This is a genomic window from Hymenobacter rigui (assembly GCF_003944715.1).
Taxonomy (GTDB): domain Bacteria; phylum Bacteroidota; class Bacteroidia; order Cytophagales; family Hymenobacteraceae; genus Hymenobacter; species Hymenobacter rigui.
Window position 1 is genome coordinate 62,415 of record NZ_RWIT01000011.1, and the last position, 17,112, is coordinate 79,526.

A 17,112-nucleotide genomic window follows, 5' to 3' on the forward strand; every position below is an offset into this window, starting at 1 on the left:
TTCTGACGCGCATGCCTGCCCTGCCCACGTATGCTACCCCTGTGGCCGAGCCGGCCATACGGGTGCCACCGGCTCCGCTGGGCTACCGGGGGATTGGCGTTGCCGGGCTCATTATAGGTAGCTGGGCGGCGCTGCTGACGTACCTGTTGGCTTGGTATCAACCCGACTGGCGCACGCCCTGGCCGTATCTGCTAGTCCTGCTGCAGACCCACCTCTACACCGGCCTGTTTATTACGGCTCATGATGCTATGCACGGCGTGGTCAGTCGCCGTAAACCGTTGAACGATGCCATTGGCACGCTGGCGGCCGGGTTGTTTGCCTATAACTGGTTTCCCCGGATGCTGCCCAAGCACCATGCCCACCACCGCCACGTAGCCACTGAGCACGACCCCGACTTTCACGACGGACAGCATCCCAGCTTTCTGCGGTGGTTTGTCCGCTTCGCCTGGAACTACGTAACCGTGGCACAGGTACTGCTGATGGCCGTGACGTACAACGTGCTCAAGTATTTCTTCCCGATGGCTAACGTAGTAGCTTTCTGGATGCTGCCGGCCGTTCTGGCTACGCTGCAGCTGTTTTACTTCGGTACTTACCTGCCGCATCGTGGGGAGCACGCCCCTGAAAACCCGCACAAGTCGCGCAGCCAGCTTCGGCACCACATCTGGGCCTTTTTCAGCTGTTATTTCTTCGGCTACCACTATGAGCACCACGACCAGCCTTACCTGCCGTGGTGGCGTCTATGGCGCACCAAAGAGGTGAAATAATGCTAAGCGTCTGGGGGAAAGAAACAGCAGTTCAGTGCTATTCAGTTGGCATAGACTTTTGTTTATTTGGGATAAAGTGGTAACATACTCATCTGTTATCCTGTCACCTGCTCATTTCCAGTATGCAACACATAGTGCCACGGGTGCTGGGGGGATGGTGCATACTGCTGGGTAGCCTGCTACTCGGGGCTCGGGCCGGCGTGGCTGGCGTTGCTCCCTTTACGCATGAGCTTTCGGTGCCGGAAGCCCGGTCTATACTGGCGAAAGTGCGGGCGCGGTTGCCCGCCGCCAAACGGCAGCACGATACGCTACAGCTCCGGCAGTTGCATTGGGTAGCGGGGCAGGCCTACTATACGCTGGGCCAGGCGGAACGGGCGCTTCGGCAGTACCGGCAGGCCCGGCGGCTAAGCAGACCCAGCACCGAAGCCGCTGCCTGGTCGGGCTGGCTGATCGGGCGGACTTTACTCAGCCAGGGCGACACAGGAAAGGCCCGACAAACGTATGGACAAGCCCTGACCACCTTCCGGAAGCTGCGCCACCTCCCCGGCCAGGGGCAGGTGCTGGAGCAGTTAGGCGAGTTATACGGCCGCACCAGCCACTGGCCACTGGCCCAGAAAAGCTACGAGCAGGCTCTGGCCGCCTGGCAGTTGGCCCACGATGAAACCCGCACCGCGCATGTACTGAACCTATTGGGAACTGCCCATCGGGAGCAACAGCACTACAGCCGGGCATTATATTACCTGCAGCAGAGCCTCAATTGGGCCCGCCGCCAGCAGGATAGTGCCCAGACCAGCGAGGCACTCAACGGTATTGGGCGGGTGCATCAGGTGCTCAATCATTCCGAAACGGCTAATTCCTGTTTTACGCAGGCTTTGCAGCTGCTGCCGGCCACTGCACCGGCCCGCAAACGCACCATCGTTCTGCATAATCTAGGCGTTTCCTACGATTCCCTCGGGAATGAGGCTGCTGCCAGCCGCTACCTGCAGGAGGCACTGGGGTCCGCCCGCCAGACCGGCTCGCATGTGTTGCTGGGTGAGCTATACGCCGCCCTCACCAGTCTATATCGACGCCACCAGCAGCCGCAGGCCGCGTTGGATGCCCTGACGCGCTACACCGCGCTGCAGGACAGCGTAGCATCTGAGCAGCGGCTGGCGCAGGTGGCTGAGTTGCAAACCCGTTATGAAACCGAGAAGAAGGAACACGAAATTCAGCTGTTGATAAAGGAGCGGCAGCTGCAGCAGGCCAACTTGCGGCGGCAGAAGCTGCTGCGCAATTTGCTGGCGGTAAGCGTACTGCTGCTGCTGGCTACCGCTGCGGGGTTATACCGGGCTCAGCGTCGGCAGCGTCATACCAACCGGCTGCTGCACCGGAAGAACGCAGCCATCAACCGGCAGAAAGAGGAGCTGGACCGTCTCAATCAAACCAAGGATACCCTCTTCTCCATCATCTCGCATGATTTGCGCGGGCCGCTTAGCTCCCTGTATTCTCTGTTAGCCCTGCTGAAGCTGGGGCGCCTGCCTGCCGACCGGTTGGCCACACACTCCGAGCGGCTCACGCGCATGCTGGATAGTACGCTGCATCTGCTCGACAATCTGCTGAACTGGTCGGTGTCGCAGCTGAAGGGCGAGGGCAGCGCACGGCCGGAGCGCATCCGGCTGGATGAGCTGGTGGAGGAGGCCGTAGCTCTTTTCCAGGGCGACGCCGACCGCAAGGAAATTCAGCTGCTCAACGAGCTGCCCGAGGTGTGCCTAGCCCGCGCAGATATTAATATGATCCGGCTGGTACTGCGGAACCTGCTGAGCAATGCCCTCAAGTTTACGGAAGCAGGCGGCACGGTTACGGTAACCGCCCGGCGGCAGGCTCAGTGGTGGGAAATAACCGTGCAGGATACAGGTGTGGGTATTGCTGCTGATCAGCAGGTTCGCTTAACAGGATACCAGGGCCACTTTTCCACGCTGGGCACGGCCCGCGAAAAAGGCACCGGCCTGGGCCTGCAGCTGTGCCGCGAGTTTGTGCACCGCAATGGCGGAGAGTTTTCCTTTCAAAGTCAGCCGGGAGTTGGCTCCCAGTTCCGGTTCACGCTGCCCGCGCTGAATGAAAACAGCACCGTGCCCGTTTCAGGCCGGTTGCAGCCGGCCGCTAGTGCTGCCGCCGAATGAGGGAGCGGTTCACAATTCGCTCGGTAACCCGCTCCCGGTAGGTTTGCCCCAGGGGCAGGGCGTGGCCGCTTACTTTCACCTCCAGGTTGCTTACCGAGTCGATGCGGGCCGCGTTGACGAGGTAGGAGCGGTGCGTGCGCACGAACAGGCCGGGGGGCAGCTGCTCCTCCAGGTTCTTCAGGTTGACCAGCGTCAGGTGCGTGCGGCCGTCGGAGGTGTTGATTTTGGTGAAGTCCTTCAGGGCTTCAATGTACAGGACCTCCCGGTAGTGCAGGCGTACAAACTGCGCATCCGTGCGGATGAAGAAGGAGCCCCAGCCAGTAAGGGTATCATTCTGCGCATCTGCGGCGGAGGTATTAACGCGCAGAATACCGGCTACCTTATTGACTGCTTTCAGAAAGCGGTCCAGCGAAATAGGCTTCAGCAGGAAATCAATCACATCCAGGTTGAAGCCCTCCATGGCATACTGCGGATAGGCCGTCATGAGGACCACCAAAGGGGGCTGCTGCAGGGAGCGTACCAGGTCAATACCGCTAAGGTGCGGCATCGTAACATCCGAAAATAGTACCTGCACGTGGTTTTCCATCAGGTACCGGTGCGCATCGAGCGGGTCAGTAAACGCGGCTTTTACGTCCAGAATATCCGTCATGGCCACGTAGGCTTGCAACAGGTCCAGCACAAGCGGATCGTCGTCGAGGAGCAGGCACGAAATCTTCATATGCGAAGCACTGGTTCGGGGGGGAGTTGGGTCAATATAAGCAGATAAAATCGAATTGTCTTATAAATTATTGAAAGAAAACAATTTTTGACGATCTGTAGCGTTTACTGGTCGACTTTTAAGCTGACTTGCTATACTTTAACCAGGTGAAATTTAGATGATTAACTATATTCTATCGTAGTACAGTTAATTGTGTACTTCGCGCTGTTTACCTGCTTAACCACCGGTCTTCACTGCTTTCATTTCAATGACCGCTCACCTGCACGCACCTATTGGTTATGAACCCTGCCACTTTTACTGTCCCTCCGGCCAGCACCTCATCGGGTGCGCCACCGGTTGTTCTAGGCGTAGCCCTCACAATTGCCCACCATGAGGGGCTGCGTCGCTCCCTGCGCTCTGCCTTTGGCCTGAGCACCCGGGCTATTAACCTGCGCATTGACCCAGGCATGGATTTGATTTTCCTGTGCGAAACCACCTTGCCAGGCTCATTGCCCTGCCTGGCCTCGCTGACTCACCCGGGAGTTACGGCCGTGACCTTACGCGAAGCTACCTTAAGTTGGGCACCCGATCCGGAACACGGCATTGGCCGGGGTACTCCCACGCTGGGGGCCCTGGAAAGCGGTAGTTGCTTTCTTACCGCCAACAGCCGTAAAATGCCTATTGCCGCCTTCGGACCCCGTAACGTGCAGCCCACTCACATTGAGATGGAGATGCTGGGGCAACCGAATTTGCTGGAGTTTCTGCGGGCTGAGTGGTTTACCCTGGAGATTTCGGGTACCAACCGGCGTCGGCTTAATCGCCCGCTGGCCTTCACTGCCAACCTGCAGTTTGAAGTACAGATGCTGCCGACCGTATTGGCCTGATGCATATTTGCCTGATACAGCAAAGCGCCTTCCATTCGTAATGGAAGGCGTTTTGCTGTATTAATGGGTGCTGTTGGTTTTCTTGCAGCAGTCGGGTAGGCGGTCATAAGCTCGGGCATCAGCCGTTTGGTCGTCGGCGTCGTAGCCGGTTTTCTGCACGGCGGAGCGCAGGGCGGCCGGAGTGGTTTTATCGGGGCGGTAGGTGACCGTCAGCATTTTGCTGGGTACGTCCAGCGTAGCCGACTGCACTCCTTTCTCATAGGCCAACGATTTTTCGAGGCGGGCTTTGCACATGTCGCATACGGCCGAGGTTTTCAACTGCAGAGTTTCGGTGCCGCTTTTGGCTTTGGGAGCGGTTTGTTGGGCAAAAGTTGCAGCCGAGGAGAACAACAGCGTACAGGCCAGCAGGAAGGAAGCGAAGATTTTCATGAGTTGCTTGAACGTGATTCAGAAAGTAAAAAAAGCGGCAGCCAATGGCTTATTGCAGCGTAAGGCGCAGGCCAGCGTACGTGAGTCGTCCATACACCGGACCCCAGATCATGGCCGCGTCAAAATCCGGGCCGAAAGGAGCGTAGGCACCCTGGATAGGGTTGCGCTGGCGGTAATTGGTGAGGTTTTCCACGCCGGCATACACTTCAAACCGTTTGAAGGCCCGGGTTAGTTGCGTGTTCAGCAAGGCGTAGCGCGGCGCATACGGCAGCGTAGCTTCGCCGGTGCCGTGCTGGTGGCCGCTGCTGCCAGGGGCGTGCGCCAGGGGCCGCCGTCCAAAGCCCTGCACCGTAAAGTCAGCCCGCCACTTATCGAAGGCCGTGGCGTAGCCCAGGTTCAGAAACACCCGGTGCTTAGGCGTCAGGACTTTGGGCAGCAGCTGGCCGTCGTAGGTGGTGCGTACATCCAGGTACTTGTACGCGGCTTTGGCCTGCAGTCCTTTCACGGGCTCCACCTGCACCTCCGTCTGGAAGCTGCGCGAGAAGCTGCGGCCACCCGGCTCCAGATTGCCAATGAGCAACTGCGTAGTAGCCGTGTACGGATCCGACACTACCTGATTCTGGAACTCGGTGTGGTAGTAGTCAGTGATGAAGGTACCGGGGCGCCCGAAGGCGTTGAAATACTGCGTAAATGAACCGCCCACGTTCCAAGCCGTTTCGGGCCGCAGGTTCGGGCTGATGACAAACTCCCGGGAACTGACTAGCATACCGGAGTTTTCGGCCAGCGGGTTGGCCGTGCGCTGGCCCCGGCCGGCCGCCAGGCGCAGTACCGTGTTCTTGGCGGGGTCGTACTTTACGTTGAGGCGGGGCGTCAGAAACCAGCCGTACAGGTTGTGATAATCCAGCCGCAGGCCCGTTACCACGGTCAGGTTGCGGGCGTTCTGGTACGTGTACTCAGCAAACGCACCGGGTACCCGCTCCAGGCGGTTGCGGTGCTCCCGGGCGTAGCGCTGCTCGGGTGTTTCCGTCACGTACGTGAAACCGGTGCGGTACACTTCGCGGTAATCATCGTGCAGAAAGCTCAGGCCCGTGCGGTAGGTGTGGGCCGTAGTACCGATGATGCTCTGAAACAGCAGCGTTGCTAGGCCGGTGCGCTGGGTGCCATCATAAGTGCGCAGGCCGTAGCGGGAGTTAAAGTCGTGGCTGGTGCCGCTCAGCAGCAGGCCCAGGCTTTGGTAGGGGCGGCCGGGCCAGGTATAGCTGGTTTTGGCATAGCCGGTGAAGCGGTTGGTTTCCAGAGTGGTGCCGTAATAGCCACCGGGGTTTTCCTCGCGGTACTGCAACTGCCCGCCCTGCCGGGTTTCACGCAGCGCCCCCAGGCCAACTTCCGTCACCAGGCCCTTCCCGGATATGTACTTCCACTTATTGAAGAGGTTGAACTGCGTGGCCAGCGGCAAATCCAGAAAGTCGTCGTGGTTGCGGTCCACGCGGCGGCCCAGGTGGTCGGTGTGCAGCAGCAGAGCCGTGCTTACCTTTTTGCCCATCTTAGTGGCCAGATTCAGGTTTACATCAAACTTGCCCAGGTCGTTGCCATAAGCGTTGAACAGCAGCCGGTCGGCTTTATCCGGCTCCTTGAGGCGCACGTTCACCTGGCCCGAAACGCTTTCGTAGCCGTTCACCACCGAGCCCATACCCTTAATAATATCGATGCTCTCAATCCAGGGGCCGGCTAGGTAACCCAGGCGGTACGGCGTAGAAAGGCCCCGCAGCGCAGGCAGGTTGTCGATGGTGAGCAAGGAATAGGCGCCATCCAGCCCCAGCAGCTGAATCTGCTTGGCCCCCGACACGGCATCGGTCGTCGAAACCTCCACCGAGGCGTTGGTTTCGAAGCTCTCGGCCAGGTTGCAGCAGGCCGATTTGGTCAGGTCGCGGCTGGAAATTACCTGCGTATTGGTGGGCGTAAGGCCGGAGTAGGAGAGGGCGCGGCCTTCTACTTTCACTTCGCCCAATTCGCTGGAGCGGCGCAGGCCCACCCGCAGGTAGCTGGTGCCGCTGGCCTGCACCGTGTCGGAGCGGTAGCCCAGAAAGTCAATAATTAACCGGGTATCGGGCGAAGCGGGGCGCACCAGCGAGAAAGTGCCCTGGGTATCGGTGGTGGTGGAGCTGGTGGGCGTGCTGAGCCAGCGCACCACCGCGCCGGGCACTGGTGAGTTGGTGGTACCATCCAGCACCTGCCCGCGTACGGGCGCTACTGAGGCATCAGGTGTTTGCGCAGCCGCAAGGCTGCTGCCGGCAAGCAGGCCCATGGTAGCCAGTAGCCGGCCGGACCCAGAAAAAGAGTTCATATGGTCAGGAAGTTAGCGTTTCTGAGAATAGCCGGACAACATGCGTCAGCCGTTAGCTCCGGAGCCGGAGCCAAATCAGAAAACACTACACTACCAGCACACCCACAAACACAAGCAGCTGCCGCCCGGCCCGGGGTGGGGGCGACGAATCGGTGGCGTGCCATTGCGGCCGTACGGAAAGGCGCGGCGCGGCTGCCACCGGCCACACCGGAGCCGCAGGCCAGGTCGGCACTGCCAGCGGAGCCGGAATCTTGGTAACTACCAGCTTGGCCGACGGCGCATCCAGCTTATGAAAGTGGGCCCCGAATTCGCAGCAGGCTTTTGCCAACCGGGTTGTACCGGTCTGGTGCGAGCTGTGCTTTGCCACCGGGGGCGCGGGGCAGCCGTGCCGCACCGGACTGAACACCACCGAGGCCGTGTGCCGCCCGCTCTGCCGGCAGGTATGCTGCTGCACCGTGAGCCCTACCGAGGAGGTAAGGACCAGCAAAGCCAGCCAGAAGCTGAAGAGCCGATGCAGCAGTGGGCGTTTCATGGTTAACTGCAAATATACTGCCTCCGCCGCGTAGTAGCACCCATAAAATCCGGAGCTGAACTGTGCGAAATTACAGACCTTTGCGTGGCTGTGTCTTGGCAATGGTGTTCGGTGGGTAGTCAGATGTTCCTTCTGTCAGTTTGTCATTGGGAGAAGCGTTTCGCAGCGTGAGTGAGAATAAAACCGCTTTCTGAGCAATTGAGAGGGGTTTTGGTAGGTGGTAGAAAATGGTAAAAGGTGGTGGGGTTTTCCGATGGGTTGCGTACTTTTGCTATATCCCGTTTCTATGCCCGCTCATTTCCTCCCGCATGACCCAGCTGCTCTCCGGCGAATACGAGTGCAAGCTCGACCCAAAGGGTCGGCTGGTGCTGCCGGCCAAGGTGAAGGCCAATCTGCCGGAAGCGTCGGGCAGCCAGCTGGTGCTGGTGCGAGGGTTTGAACCCTGCCTGGTGCTGTACCCCCGCGCGGCATGGCGCGTCATTCATGAGAAGGTAATGGCGCTAGACGAGTTCAACGAGGAATACCGGCAGTTTCAGCGCAACTTCTTCCGGGGCATGACGGAAGTAGAGCTGGACAGCATCGGCCGTTTCATGCTGCCGGGCACCATGCGCCGCTACGCCGGCATCGAGAAGGAGGCCATTATCGTGGGCCTGGGCAACCGGTGCGAAATCTGGGACCCGGCCCGCTACGATGAATTCCTCATTAAAGACCAGCAGAGCTTCTCCAAGCTGGCTCAGAAATTCCTTACCACCGAACCTAACCCCGGCAGCCCACTGGCTGCTTAAACTACCGCTTGAGCCACTACCAGAACGATACCGACTACCACCGCCCCGTGATGCTGCAGCAGTGCCTGGAGGCGCTGGATATGCAGCCCGGCGGCCGCTACGTGGACGTCACGTTTGGCGGGGGCGGCCACTCTGCCCGCATCCTGGAGCGGCTGGGCCCGGAAGGACACCTCTATAGCTTTGATCAGGATGCCGATGCGGAGCACGAAGCTGGGAAGCTGGCCCGCCCGCAGTTCACCTTTATCCGGAGTAATTTCCGCCAGTTGTATCAGGAGCTGAAACGCCACGGCGCGCTGCCCGTGGATGGTCTGCTGGCCGACCTAGGCGTATCCTCGCACCAGTTCGATACGCCGGAGCGCGGCTTCAGCACCCGCTTCGACGGACCCCTGGACATGCGCATGAACCCCGACGGCGACGACGCCTCAGCAGCTGACATCATCAATGAGTATCCAGAGGCCGAGCTGCACCGCATTTTCGGCATGTACGGCGAAGTTACCAATGCCCGCACGCTGGCCGCCACGGTGGCCGCCGCCCGGCGCGGACAAAGCATTACTACCATTGCCGGCCTCAAGAAAGCCATTGCCCCGGTTACGCCCCGGGGCAAAGAAAACAAGTACCTGGCCCAGGTATTTCAGGCCCTGCGCATTGAAGCCAACGACGAAATGGCCGCCCTGCGCGAAATGTTGGAGCAAACTGCTCAGGTACTGCGCCCCGGCGGCCGGCTGGTGGTCATGAGCTACCACTCCCTGGAAGACCGGCTGGTGAAGAACTTTATTGCGAAGGGCAAATTCTTCGGGGAAGTGGAAAAAGACCTGTTCGGCCGTACCAACGTGCCGTTTGAGGCGTTGACCCGCAAGCCCGTGGAAGCGTCCGCCGAAGAAATTGCGCTGAATAGCCGGGCCCGCAGTGCCAAGCTGCGCATTGCCGTTCGCAAAGAATAACCTATTGCTCCCGCTCGAAATCAAGCTAGTACCGTGGCAGTTAACACCGTAAAATCCGCTCAGTCGCCCCGCGTGAATGCGCCGCGGCCGGTTGCGCCCCTGGTGCCGGAGCCGGTTCAGGCCCCCGAGCCGGAGCCTACGCCCGCCCCCCGGCCGGCCCGGGCTCCGCGGGAGCCGCGCCCGGCTGCCCAGAAGCGGAGCTCCTGGAGCGTGTTTTCCCTGCTGGAGCGCATCACGCGGGTAGATGGCCTGTTTCGGGAAGGACTGCCGGTGCGCTACCTGCCGCACCTGCTGTTCATCATGTTCCTGACGCTGGTGTACATCGGCAATACGCACTATGCCACCCGCATGAACCGCAGCATTCAAAAGCTGAAAGTGGAAACCGAGGACCTGCGGGCCGATTATACCACGCTGTCGTCTGACTACATGGAGGCCAGCAAGCAGAGTGAGGTAGCCCGTAAGGTGGCCGCTTATGGCCTTATTGAAAGCTCCTCGCCGCCGTTCCGCATTGCCGTGCCCGCCGGCCGGATTGATGAGGCCAAGCTGGAAGAAGTGCCCCTGCTTACTGCCGATTCGGTAGCTGCCATGGCCGCCCGAGCCAAAGCCGACTCCCTGCGCCGCGCCTCCGAGCGGGTACTCTCCGACGACGATTCCGTGGCCGAGGCTGCTCCGCCCATGCCAATTGGCGTGGATATAAACGGCAATCCGGTTCCTACTACTACTGAAACATCTTCCAATCGTTCAGCCCCTCGCCGCAATGAAAGGAAACGTTAAAAAAAGCATTGTTACCCGCGTCCGGCTGGCCTTTCTGGGCGTGTGCCTGTTCTCAGCGGCCGTGGTCTGGAAAATAGGCCAGGTGCAGTTCAAGGAAGGAGCCCGCTGGCGGGCTCTGGAGCAGGAGCGGCGCGTTACGTACCAGCCCGTACCTGCTACCCGGGGCAACATCTTTGCCTCCGATGGCCGCAGCATCATGGCTACTTCGCTGCCCTTCTACCGGGTGGCCTGGGACCCCAGCGTGGTGAGCCAGGCGCTCTTCAATGAGAAGAAAGACTCCCTGGCGCTGCTCCTGTCCCGTTTTTTTGGGGATAGAAGTCCGCAGGAATATTTGCGCCGGATCAAAGATGCCAAGAATGCCAAGGTGCCCGTGCGCTACCTGCGGCTGAACTCCCGGCAGATCAACTTCCAGGAGAAAAAGGAGCTGGCCCAGTGGCCGATTTTCCGGGCCGGCAAAAACAAAGGCGGCGTCATCTTCGAGAAAGTAGATAAGCGTTTCCGGCCCTTTGGCGGGCTGGCCCAGCGCACTATCGGCTTCGTGAACGAGGAGAAAAACGGGGCTGGCCTGGAGTTCACCTTCAACCGCCACTTGGCCGGCAAGGACGGCGAGGCGCTGTTTGAGCGGCTGCCGGGCGGCAATAAGCCCATTTACGACGGTACCGAGGTGAAGCCCCAGCCGGGCTACGATATCAAAACCACCATTGATATCAACCTGCAGGACGTGGCCGAAAACGCTCTGTATAAAGCCCTAGTGGATAACGACGCCCAGTATGGCTGCGTGATTCTGATGGAGGTGAAAACCGGCGAAATCAAGGCCGTAGCCAACCTGGGCCGCGTGGCCGATGGCGTGTACCGCGAGGATTACAACTACGCCATTGCCGACCAGGGCCGTACCGAGCCGGGCTCTACCTTCAAGCTGGCCTCCCTGATGGCCGTGCTGGAAGCTAACCCCGAGCTGCAGCTGACCGATACGGTGAATACCGGCCGGACTGGCTCTATGAAGATTGGCGGGGCCGTAAAAACGGATACCCACGCCAACGGCCGTATTTCCCTCAAACAGGTATTCGAGAAGTCATCCAACATTGGCGTGGCGGTGCTGGTGGATAAGCAGTTCGGCCGTAATCCGACGGAGTACACCGACTACCTCAAGAAGTTTGGACTGGATAAGCCGCTGGGCTTCCAGATGGCCGGCGAGGCCCGCCCCTACATCAAAGACCCCCGGGACCGGACCTGGAGCCGTACCTCGCTGACGACCATGTGCATCGGCTACGAGTTGAAGCTGGCTCCCTTGCAGACTCTGGCTTTCTACAACGCCGTAGCCAACGACGGGGTGAAAGTCCAGCCTATCATTGTCAAGGAAATCAAGCAGGCCGACAACGTGCTGGAGCACTTCGAGGCCCAGGTGCTGAACCAGAAAATCTGCTCCGACGAAACTCTGGAGAAAGTGCGCTCCATGATGGAGGGCGTGGTGAGTGAAGGCACTGCCCGCGGCATCCGCTCCAATGACTATGGTATTGCCGGCAAAACCGGTACCGCCTGGAAATTCAAGAACGGGGCGTACACCAAGATGTATTCCACCAGCTTCTGCGGCTATTTCCCGGCCGATAACCCCAAGTACAGCTGCATCGTGGTGGTCGATTCGCCCAAGCGGGGCGGCTGGTCAGGGGCTGAGGTATCTGCCCCGGTGTTCAAGGAAGTAGCGGATAAAGCCATGGCCCGCGACGCGGCCAGTCTGCGGCCTCTGCTGGCCCGGGCCCCGGTGTCCCGCTCGCGGGTGCCGTTCGTAAAGGCCGGCATGCAGGATGAGCTGACGATGGTATTCGCGCAGTTGGGAGTAAGCCACGACGGTGCCACCGGCACCGACGACTGGGTGCGTACTTCCGCCGGAGCCACGGCCGAAAAGCTGGCGCTGCAGCCCATGGCCGTACGCCCCGGTCGGGTGCCCAACGTGCAGGGCCTCACGCTGCGAGATGCCCTGTTCCTGCTGGAAAACCGGGGTCTGCGGGTGCGTAGCATTGGTACCGGCCGCGTGAAGGCGCAGTCGGTAGCCGCCGGCTCAGCGGCACGGCGCGGCACTACGGTAGTGTTGCAGCTGGAAGCTATTGGCCGGCAACAAGCCGCTCCGGCTCCGGTAGCGGCGCCGGCTGCTCCCGAAACTGCTGCCACGCCAGAGCCCGCGCATACGGCTTCGCCCGCTGCCGCCCGCACTACTCCCTCACCGAAAGCGGCTGACCGCAAACCAGCCACGCCTTCTAAAAAGGAAACGGCTTCAGTAAAGCCCCGGCCGAAGCCCAAAGCCTAAAACCTGCCCCTCGATTCCGCTAACTCCTGCGCCGGTGTGGCGCGCCATCGTCTGCCTCTGCTTTGAATACGCTGCATACATCCCTTTCCGCTCTAACAACTGTCGTAACTGTACTGGCTCAGCATGGCCCGGCCGAGGTAGTTATTTCCGGTCTTACTCTCGACTCGCGGCAGGCGGGGCCCGGCACGCTGTTCTTTGCCCTGCGCGGCACCGCCACCAATGGCCACCAGTTCATTCCGAAAGCCGTGGCCCAGGGAGTAGCTGCCATCGTGTGCGAGGAGTTGCCCGCTGAGTTGGATCCAAACACCACCTACGTGCAGGTGCCCGACTCGGCGGAGGCTATGGCCCTGATGGCGGCGGAGTTCTACGGACATCCTTCGCGCAAATTGCAGCTGGTGGGCATCACGGGCACCAACGGCAAAACCACCTGCGCCACCATGCTGCACAAGCTGTTCCGGGAGCTGGGCTACCACTGCGGGCTGCTGAGCACGGTGCAGAATCAGATTGACGAGGAAGTAATTCCGAGCACCCACACCACGCCCGACGCCATTCGGCTCAACGAGCTGCTGGCTCGCATGCTCAAGGTCGGGTGCACCCACGTGTTTATGGAGGTGAGCAGCCACTCGGTGGTGCAGCACCGCGTAACGGGCCTGCACTTTGCCGGCGGCATCTTCACTAACCTCACCCACGACCACCTTGACTACCACGGCACCTTCGACAACTATCTGAAGGCCAAGAAGGGCTTTTTCGATATGCTACCGAAGTCGGCCTTTGCCCTCACCAACGCCGACGACAAGCGCGGGGCGGTGATGCTGCAGAACGTGCGCGGCCGCCGCGAAACCTACTCGCTGCGCGGCAACGGCACGTTCCGGGGCAAGCTCATTGAAAATGCCGTGCACGGCCTGCACCTGGAGGTGGACGGCCGCGAGGTGCAGTTCCGCCTCATCGGGGTGTTCAACGCCTACAACCTGCTGGCCATTTACGGGGCGGCGGTGCTGCTGGGTGAGGAACCTACGGAGGTACTCACGGTGCTGTCGGGCCTCACCTCGGCTCCGGGCCGCTTCGAGCCGATTGTGTCGCCGAAAAGCCGCATTACCGGCATTGTGGATTACGCCCATACGCCCGACGCGCTGGAAAACGTGCTCCAGACCATTGCCGACATCCGCCAGCCCAGCCAGCAGGTGATTACCGTAGTAGGCTGCGGCGGCAACCGGGACGGCGCCAAACGGCCGGTTATGGCCCGGCTGGCCGCCGAGCTGTCGGACCGCGCCGTGCTGACTTCCGACAACCCTCGCTTCGAAGACCCAAACGAAATCCTGGCCCAGATGCAGGTGGGCGTGCCCGCCGAGGCCCTGGGCAAGGTGCTCACCATCACCGACCGGCGCGAGGCCATCAAAACCGCCGTGGCCCTGGCCGGCCCCGGTGATATTGTGCTGGTGGCCGGCAAAGGCCATGAAACCTACCAGGATGTGCAGGGCGTGAAGTCCGATTTCGACGACAAGCACGTGCTGGCCACCATGTTTGATCTATTAGGGAAATGAGTTGTTCGTTGTCAGTTGTTCGTTTTTAGGGCGGATTCTGGTAGTAAAGGCACATCGCCGAATACTGGAAAAGCAACGAACAACCAGAAACGGACAACGAAAAACGAGTATCGAACAACGAAAAACCGAATCTTTGCAGCTTGGACTCCCTCTGACTGCCAACTGCTGACCTTGCGCCCATGCTGTATTACCTCTTCAACTACCTCTACAAAACGTACCACCTGCCGGGCACGGGCGTGTTCCAGTATAGCTCGTTCCGGGCGGCGCTGGCGGTAGTTACTTCCCTCATTATTGCGCAATACTTTGGCGCTCCGCTGATTCGGTTGCTGCAGCGCCAGCAGATTGGCGAGTCGATTCGGGACCTGGGCTTACAGGGCCAGATGGAGAAGAAAGGCACCCCTACCATGGGCGGGCTCATTATTCTGCTGGCTATTCTGGTGCCGGTGCTGCTGTTTGCCAAGCTCGACAACATCTACATTGTGCTGATGCTGCTGAGCACCGTGTGGCTGGGCCTTATCGGCTTCGTGGACGACTATATTAAGGTAGTCAAGAAGGATAAGGAAGGCTTGGCCGGGCGCTTCAAGATTCTGGGCCAGGTGGGCCTGGGTATTACGGTGGGCTGGGTGCTGTTTTTCAGCAACGATGTAACCGTGCGCCAGTACGCGCTGCCCAACGGTACCTTCTCGGCCGTGGATGCCAGCTCGGTGTACCAGGACGTGAAGCTGATGATTACCACCGTGCCCTTCCTCAAGAACAACGAGCTGAACTACGGCGACCTGTTTGCCACGGCCGGCGACTTCTTCAACGAATATTACGCCTTCTTCTACATTCCCATCGTCATCATCATCATTACGGCGGTGAGCAACGGGGCCAACATTACGGATGGTCTTGACGGGCTGGCGGCCGGTACCTCGGCCATCATTGGCATCACGCTGGCCATTTTTGCCTTCGTGAGCGGCAACGTGCTGCTGGCTGACTACCTCGATATCATGTTCATTCCGAACTCCGGAGAACTGGTAATCTTCTGTGCAGCCTTCGTGGGGGCCTGCGTGGGTTTCCTATGGTACAACTCGTATCCGGCCCAGGTATTCATGGGCGACACCGGCTCGTTGGCTATCGGGGGCATCATTGCCGTGCTGGCCATCATTGTGCGCAAGGAGCTGCTGATTCCGGTGCTGTGCGGGGTGTTCCTGATTGAGAACCTCTCGGTGATGGTGCAGGTGAGCTGGTTTAAGTACACCAAGCGCAAATACGGCGAAGGCCGCCGCCTGCTGCGCATGTCGCCGCTGCACCACCACTACCAGAAACTGGGCTACCACGAATCCAAGATTGTGTCGCGCTTCTGGATTGTGGGAATTATGCTGGCCGTCCTCACACTCGTAACCCTGAAGCTGCGCTAATTCTCAAGTAGTAATGAGTAGTACGTATTGAGTAGTTAGAAAGGAAGAAGTCATCATGATTCCTTGCTGCTTACTACTACATCCTGTACTCACTACTGCATACTCAATTCTCAATACTGAAGAATGCACTACGTCATTTTAGGAGCCGCGGAGAGTGGGGTAGGGGCTGCGCTGCTGGCGCAGGCCAAGGGCCACACCGTATTTGTGTCCGATAAAAGCCCCATTCAGCCCGCCTACAAGCAAAAGCTGGAGGCGGCCGGTATTCCGTTTGAGGAAGGGCAGCATACGATGGAGCAGGTGCTGGCCGCCGATGAGGTAGTGAAAAGCCCCGGCATTCCGGAAAAGGCCCCCGTGATTCAGGCGCTACGCGAGAACGGCACGCCTATCATCTCCGAAATTGAGCTGGCCGGGCGCTACACCCAGGCTAAGTGCATCTGCATTACCGGTACCAACGGCAAAACCACCACCACGCTGCTCACCTGCCATCTGCTGAAGGAAGCAGGTTTGAACGTGGGACTGGCCGGCAACGTGGGCTACTCCTTGGCCGAGCAAATTATTGCCGACCAGCACGACTACTACGTGGTAGAGCTGAGCTCCTTCCAACTGGATGATACCTACGATTTCCAGCCCTGGATTTCGGTGCTGCTCAACATCACCCCCGACCACCTCGACCGGTACAACTACTCGCTGGAGGAATATGCCCAGGCCAAGCTGCGCATCATGCGCAACCAGGACAGTACCGGCCATTTCATTTATAACGCCGACGACGAAAACATTCAGCGCTACTTCAAAGCGGCGCTGCGGCCGGTGCGGCAGCTGCCCTTTAGTCTGCACAAGCGCCCCGATTATCATCTGGGAGCCTATTATATAGATGAGGAGCGGGTGTGCGTGGATCTGCAGCCGGGCTTCTACAGCGAAACGGAAGAAATCAACACAGCGGCTTCCCCGCTGATTGGGCAGCACAACCGCCAGAACATGCTGGCCGCCGTGCTCTGCGCCCGCCTGGCTGGCGTGGACTGCCGGCAGATTGAGCAGAACCTGGCCTCCTTCCACAACGCCGACCACCGCCTGCAGCCCGTGGGCGAGTTGAACGGCACCCGCTTCATCAACGACAGTAAGGCCACCAACGTGGAAGCCGCCTGGTTTGCCCTCGACGGCATCCGCCGGCCGATTGTGTGGATTGCCGGCGGCACCGATAAAGGCAACGACTACTCCACACTTATCCCGCTGGCCGAAAACCGCGTGAAGGCGCTGGTGTGCTTAGGGGTCGATAACGAGAAGCTGAAAGTCGCATTCGGGCCGGTTGTGCCGCACCTGGAAGAAACCCGCAGCATGACCGACGCCGTACAGCGCGCCGCTGCCCTGGCTGCCCCCGGCGACGTGGTACTCCTCTCACCCGCCTGCGCCTCTTTCGATTTATTCCGAAATTACGAGGACCGGGGCCGGCAGTTTGCCGCCGCTGTGCAGCAACTCACTGACGACCAGACCAACGAGGAAGCCAACGAGTAATCTGCAGTAAAAGAAAGAACGTCATTCCGAGCTTGTCGAGGAATCTCGCGT

At 59.8% G+C, this 17,112-nt stretch carries 14 protein-coding genes; 10 read left to right on the top strand and 4 right to left on the bottom strand.

The window, feature by feature from the left end; translation table 11 throughout:
* The first annotated feature begins 11 nt into the window (after positions 1–11).
* Together EI291_RS16905 and EI291_RS16910 are read left to right on the top strand one after the other, a co-directional pair.
* Complete coding sequence (locus EI291_RS16905; RefSeq protein ID WP_125422668.1) at positions 12–764, top strand: fatty acid desaturase; 753 nt, start codon at positions 12–14, stop codon at positions 762–764.
* A 122-nt stretch (positions 765–886) separates the two neighbouring features.
* Complete coding sequence (locus EI291_RS16910) at positions 887–2,923, top strand: ATP-binding protein (RefSeq protein WP_125422671.1); 2,037 nt, start codon at positions 887–889, stop codon at positions 2,921–2,923.
* Here EI291_RS16910 and EI291_RS16915 read toward each other — a convergent pair.
* The gene (locus EI291_RS16915) at positions 2,904–3,641 is read right to left on the bottom strand and encodes a LytR/AlgR family response regulator transcription factor (protein WP_125422674.1); all 738 of its coding nucleotides are present in this window, start codon (positions 3,639–3,641) and stop codon (positions 2,904–2,906) included. The two genes, EI291_RS16910 and EI291_RS16915, sit on opposite strands and share 20 nt — an antisense overlap.
* A 278-nt stretch (positions 3,642–3,919) precedes the next feature.
* On the opposite strand from EI291_RS16915, the gene EI291_RS16920 reads away from it, so the two are divergent.
* A complete protein-coding gene (locus EI291_RS16920) occupies positions 3,920–4,504 on the top strand; it encodes a hypothetical protein (RefSeq protein WP_125422677.1) in 585 nt (194 codons plus the stop codon).
* Between the two features lie 60 nt (positions 4,505–4,564).
* Here the strand turns inward: EI291_RS16920 and EI291_RS16925 are convergent, their stop codons facing one another.
* From EI291_RS16925 to EI291_RS16935, 3 genes are all read right to left on the bottom strand, one after another.
* A complete protein-coding gene (locus EI291_RS16925) occupies positions 4,565–4,933 on the bottom strand; it encodes a heavy-metal-associated domain-containing protein (protein ID WP_125422680.1) in 369 nt (122 codons plus the stop codon).
* A gap of 49 nt (positions 4,934–4,982) precedes the next feature.
* Complete coding sequence (locus tag EI291_RS16930) at positions 4,983–7,277, bottom strand: TonB-dependent receptor plug domain-containing protein (RefSeq protein ID WP_125422682.1); 2,295 nt, start codon at positions 7,275–7,277, stop codon at positions 4,983–4,985.
* Between the two features lie 85 nt (positions 7,278–7,362).
* A complete protein-coding gene (locus tag EI291_RS16935) occupies positions 7,363–7,809 on the bottom strand; it encodes an HYC_CC_PP family protein (protein ID WP_125422685.1) in 447 nt (148 codons plus the stop codon).
* Between the two features lie 308 nt (positions 7,810–8,117).
* Here EI291_RS16935 and mraZ point away from each other — a divergent pair, with 308 nt between their 5' ends.
* The 7 genes from mraZ (at position 8,118) to murD (ending at position 17,061) form a co-directional block, all read left to right on the top strand.
* Complete coding sequence (gene mraZ / locus EI291_RS16940; protein ID WP_125422687.1) at positions 8,118–8,594, top strand: division/cell wall cluster transcriptional repressor MraZ; 477 nt, start codon at positions 8,118–8,120, stop codon at positions 8,592–8,594.
* An 8-nt stretch (positions 8,595–8,602) separates the two neighbouring features.
* Positions 8,603–9,535 carry a 16S rRNA (cytosine(1402)-N(4))-methyltransferase RsmH gene (gene rsmH / locus EI291_RS16945; protein WP_125422690.1) on the top strand — a complete coding sequence of 311 codons (933 nt, stop codon included), beginning with the start codon at positions 8,603–8,605 and terminating at the stop codon, positions 9,533–9,535.
* A 33-nt stretch (positions 9,536–9,568) separates the two neighbouring features.
* Positions 9,569–10,309, top strand: coding sequence for an FtsL-like putative cell division protein (locus tag EI291_RS23035; RefSeq protein ID WP_205701620.1), 741 nt, complete (start codon positions 9,569–9,571; stop codon positions 10,307–10,309).
* Entirely contained in the window at positions 10,293–12,611 is a 2,319-nt protein-coding gene (locus tag EI291_RS16955; RefSeq protein ID WP_125422693.1) for a penicillin-binding protein, read from the top strand. Before EI291_RS23035 ends, EI291_RS16955 begins: the two co-directional genes overlap by 17 nt.
* A gap of 71 nt (positions 12,612–12,682) precedes the next feature.
* A complete protein-coding gene (locus tag EI291_RS16960; RefSeq protein WP_125422846.1) occupies positions 12,683–14,152 on the top strand; it encodes a UDP-N-acetylmuramoyl-L-alanyl-D-glutamate--2,6-diaminopimelate ligase in 1,470 nt (489 codons plus the stop codon).
* 179 nt (positions 14,153–14,331) lie between these two features.
* Positions 14,332–15,552 (top strand): phospho-N-acetylmuramoyl-pentapeptide-transferase, encoded by a 1,221-nt coding sequence (gene mraY / locus EI291_RS16965; RefSeq protein ID WP_125422696.1) that lies wholly within the window; start codon positions 14,332–14,334, stop codon positions 15,550–15,552.
* Positions 15,553–15,675: 123 nt separating this feature from the next.
* A complete protein-coding gene (murD, locus tag EI291_RS16970) occupies positions 15,676–17,061 on the top strand; it encodes a UDP-N-acetylmuramoyl-L-alanine--D-glutamate ligase (protein ID WP_125422699.1) in 1,386 nt (461 codons plus the stop codon).
* Positions 17,062–17,112: the final 51 nt, after the last annotated feature.

What these genes read in the sequence shown, in the direction of transcription:
- EI291_RS16925 (WP_125422680.1), bottom strand. Translation starts at nt 4,933, where the DNA reads ATGAAAATCTTCGCTTCCTTCCTGCTGGCCTGTACGCTGTTGTTCTCC.
- EI291_RS16935 (WP_125422685.1), bottom strand. Translation starts at nt 7,809, where the DNA reads ATGAAACGCCCACTGCTGCATCGGCTCTTCAGCTTCTGGCTGGCTTTG.
- EI291_RS16930 (WP_125422682.1), bottom strand. Translation starts at nt 7,277, where the DNA reads ATGAACTCTTTTTCTGGGTCCGGCCGGCTACTGGCTACCATGGGCCTG.
- murD (WP_125422699.1), top strand. Translation starts at nt 15,676, where the DNA reads ATGCACTACGTCATTTTAGGAGCCGCGGAGAGTGGGGTAGGGGCTGCG.
- EI291_RS16915 (WP_125422674.1), bottom strand. Translation starts at nt 3,641, where the DNA reads ATGAAGATTTCGTGCCTGCTCCTCGACGACGATCCGCTTGTGCTGGAC.
- EI291_RS16905 (WP_125422668.1), top strand. Translation starts at nt 12, where the DNA reads ATGCCTGCCCTGCCCACGTATGCTACCCCTGTGGCCGAGCCGGCCATA.
- mraY (WP_125422696.1), top strand. Translation starts at nt 14,332, where the DNA reads ATGCTGTATTACCTCTTCAACTACCTCTACAAAACGTACCACCTGCCG.
- EI291_RS16955 (WP_125422693.1), top strand. Translation starts at nt 10,293, where the DNA reads ATGAAAGGAAACGTTAAAAAAAGCATTGTTACCCGCGTCCGGCTGGCC.
- EI291_RS16910 (WP_125422671.1), top strand. Translation starts at nt 887, where the DNA reads ATGCAACACATAGTGCCACGGGTGCTGGGGGGATGGTGCATACTGCTG.
- mraZ (WP_125422687.1), top strand. Translation starts at nt 8,118, where the DNA reads ATGACCCAGCTGCTCTCCGGCGAATACGAGTGCAAGCTCGACCCAAAG.
- EI291_RS16920 (WP_125422677.1), top strand. Translation starts at nt 3,920, where the DNA reads ATGAACCCTGCCACTTTTACTGTCCCTCCGGCCAGCACCTCATCGGGT.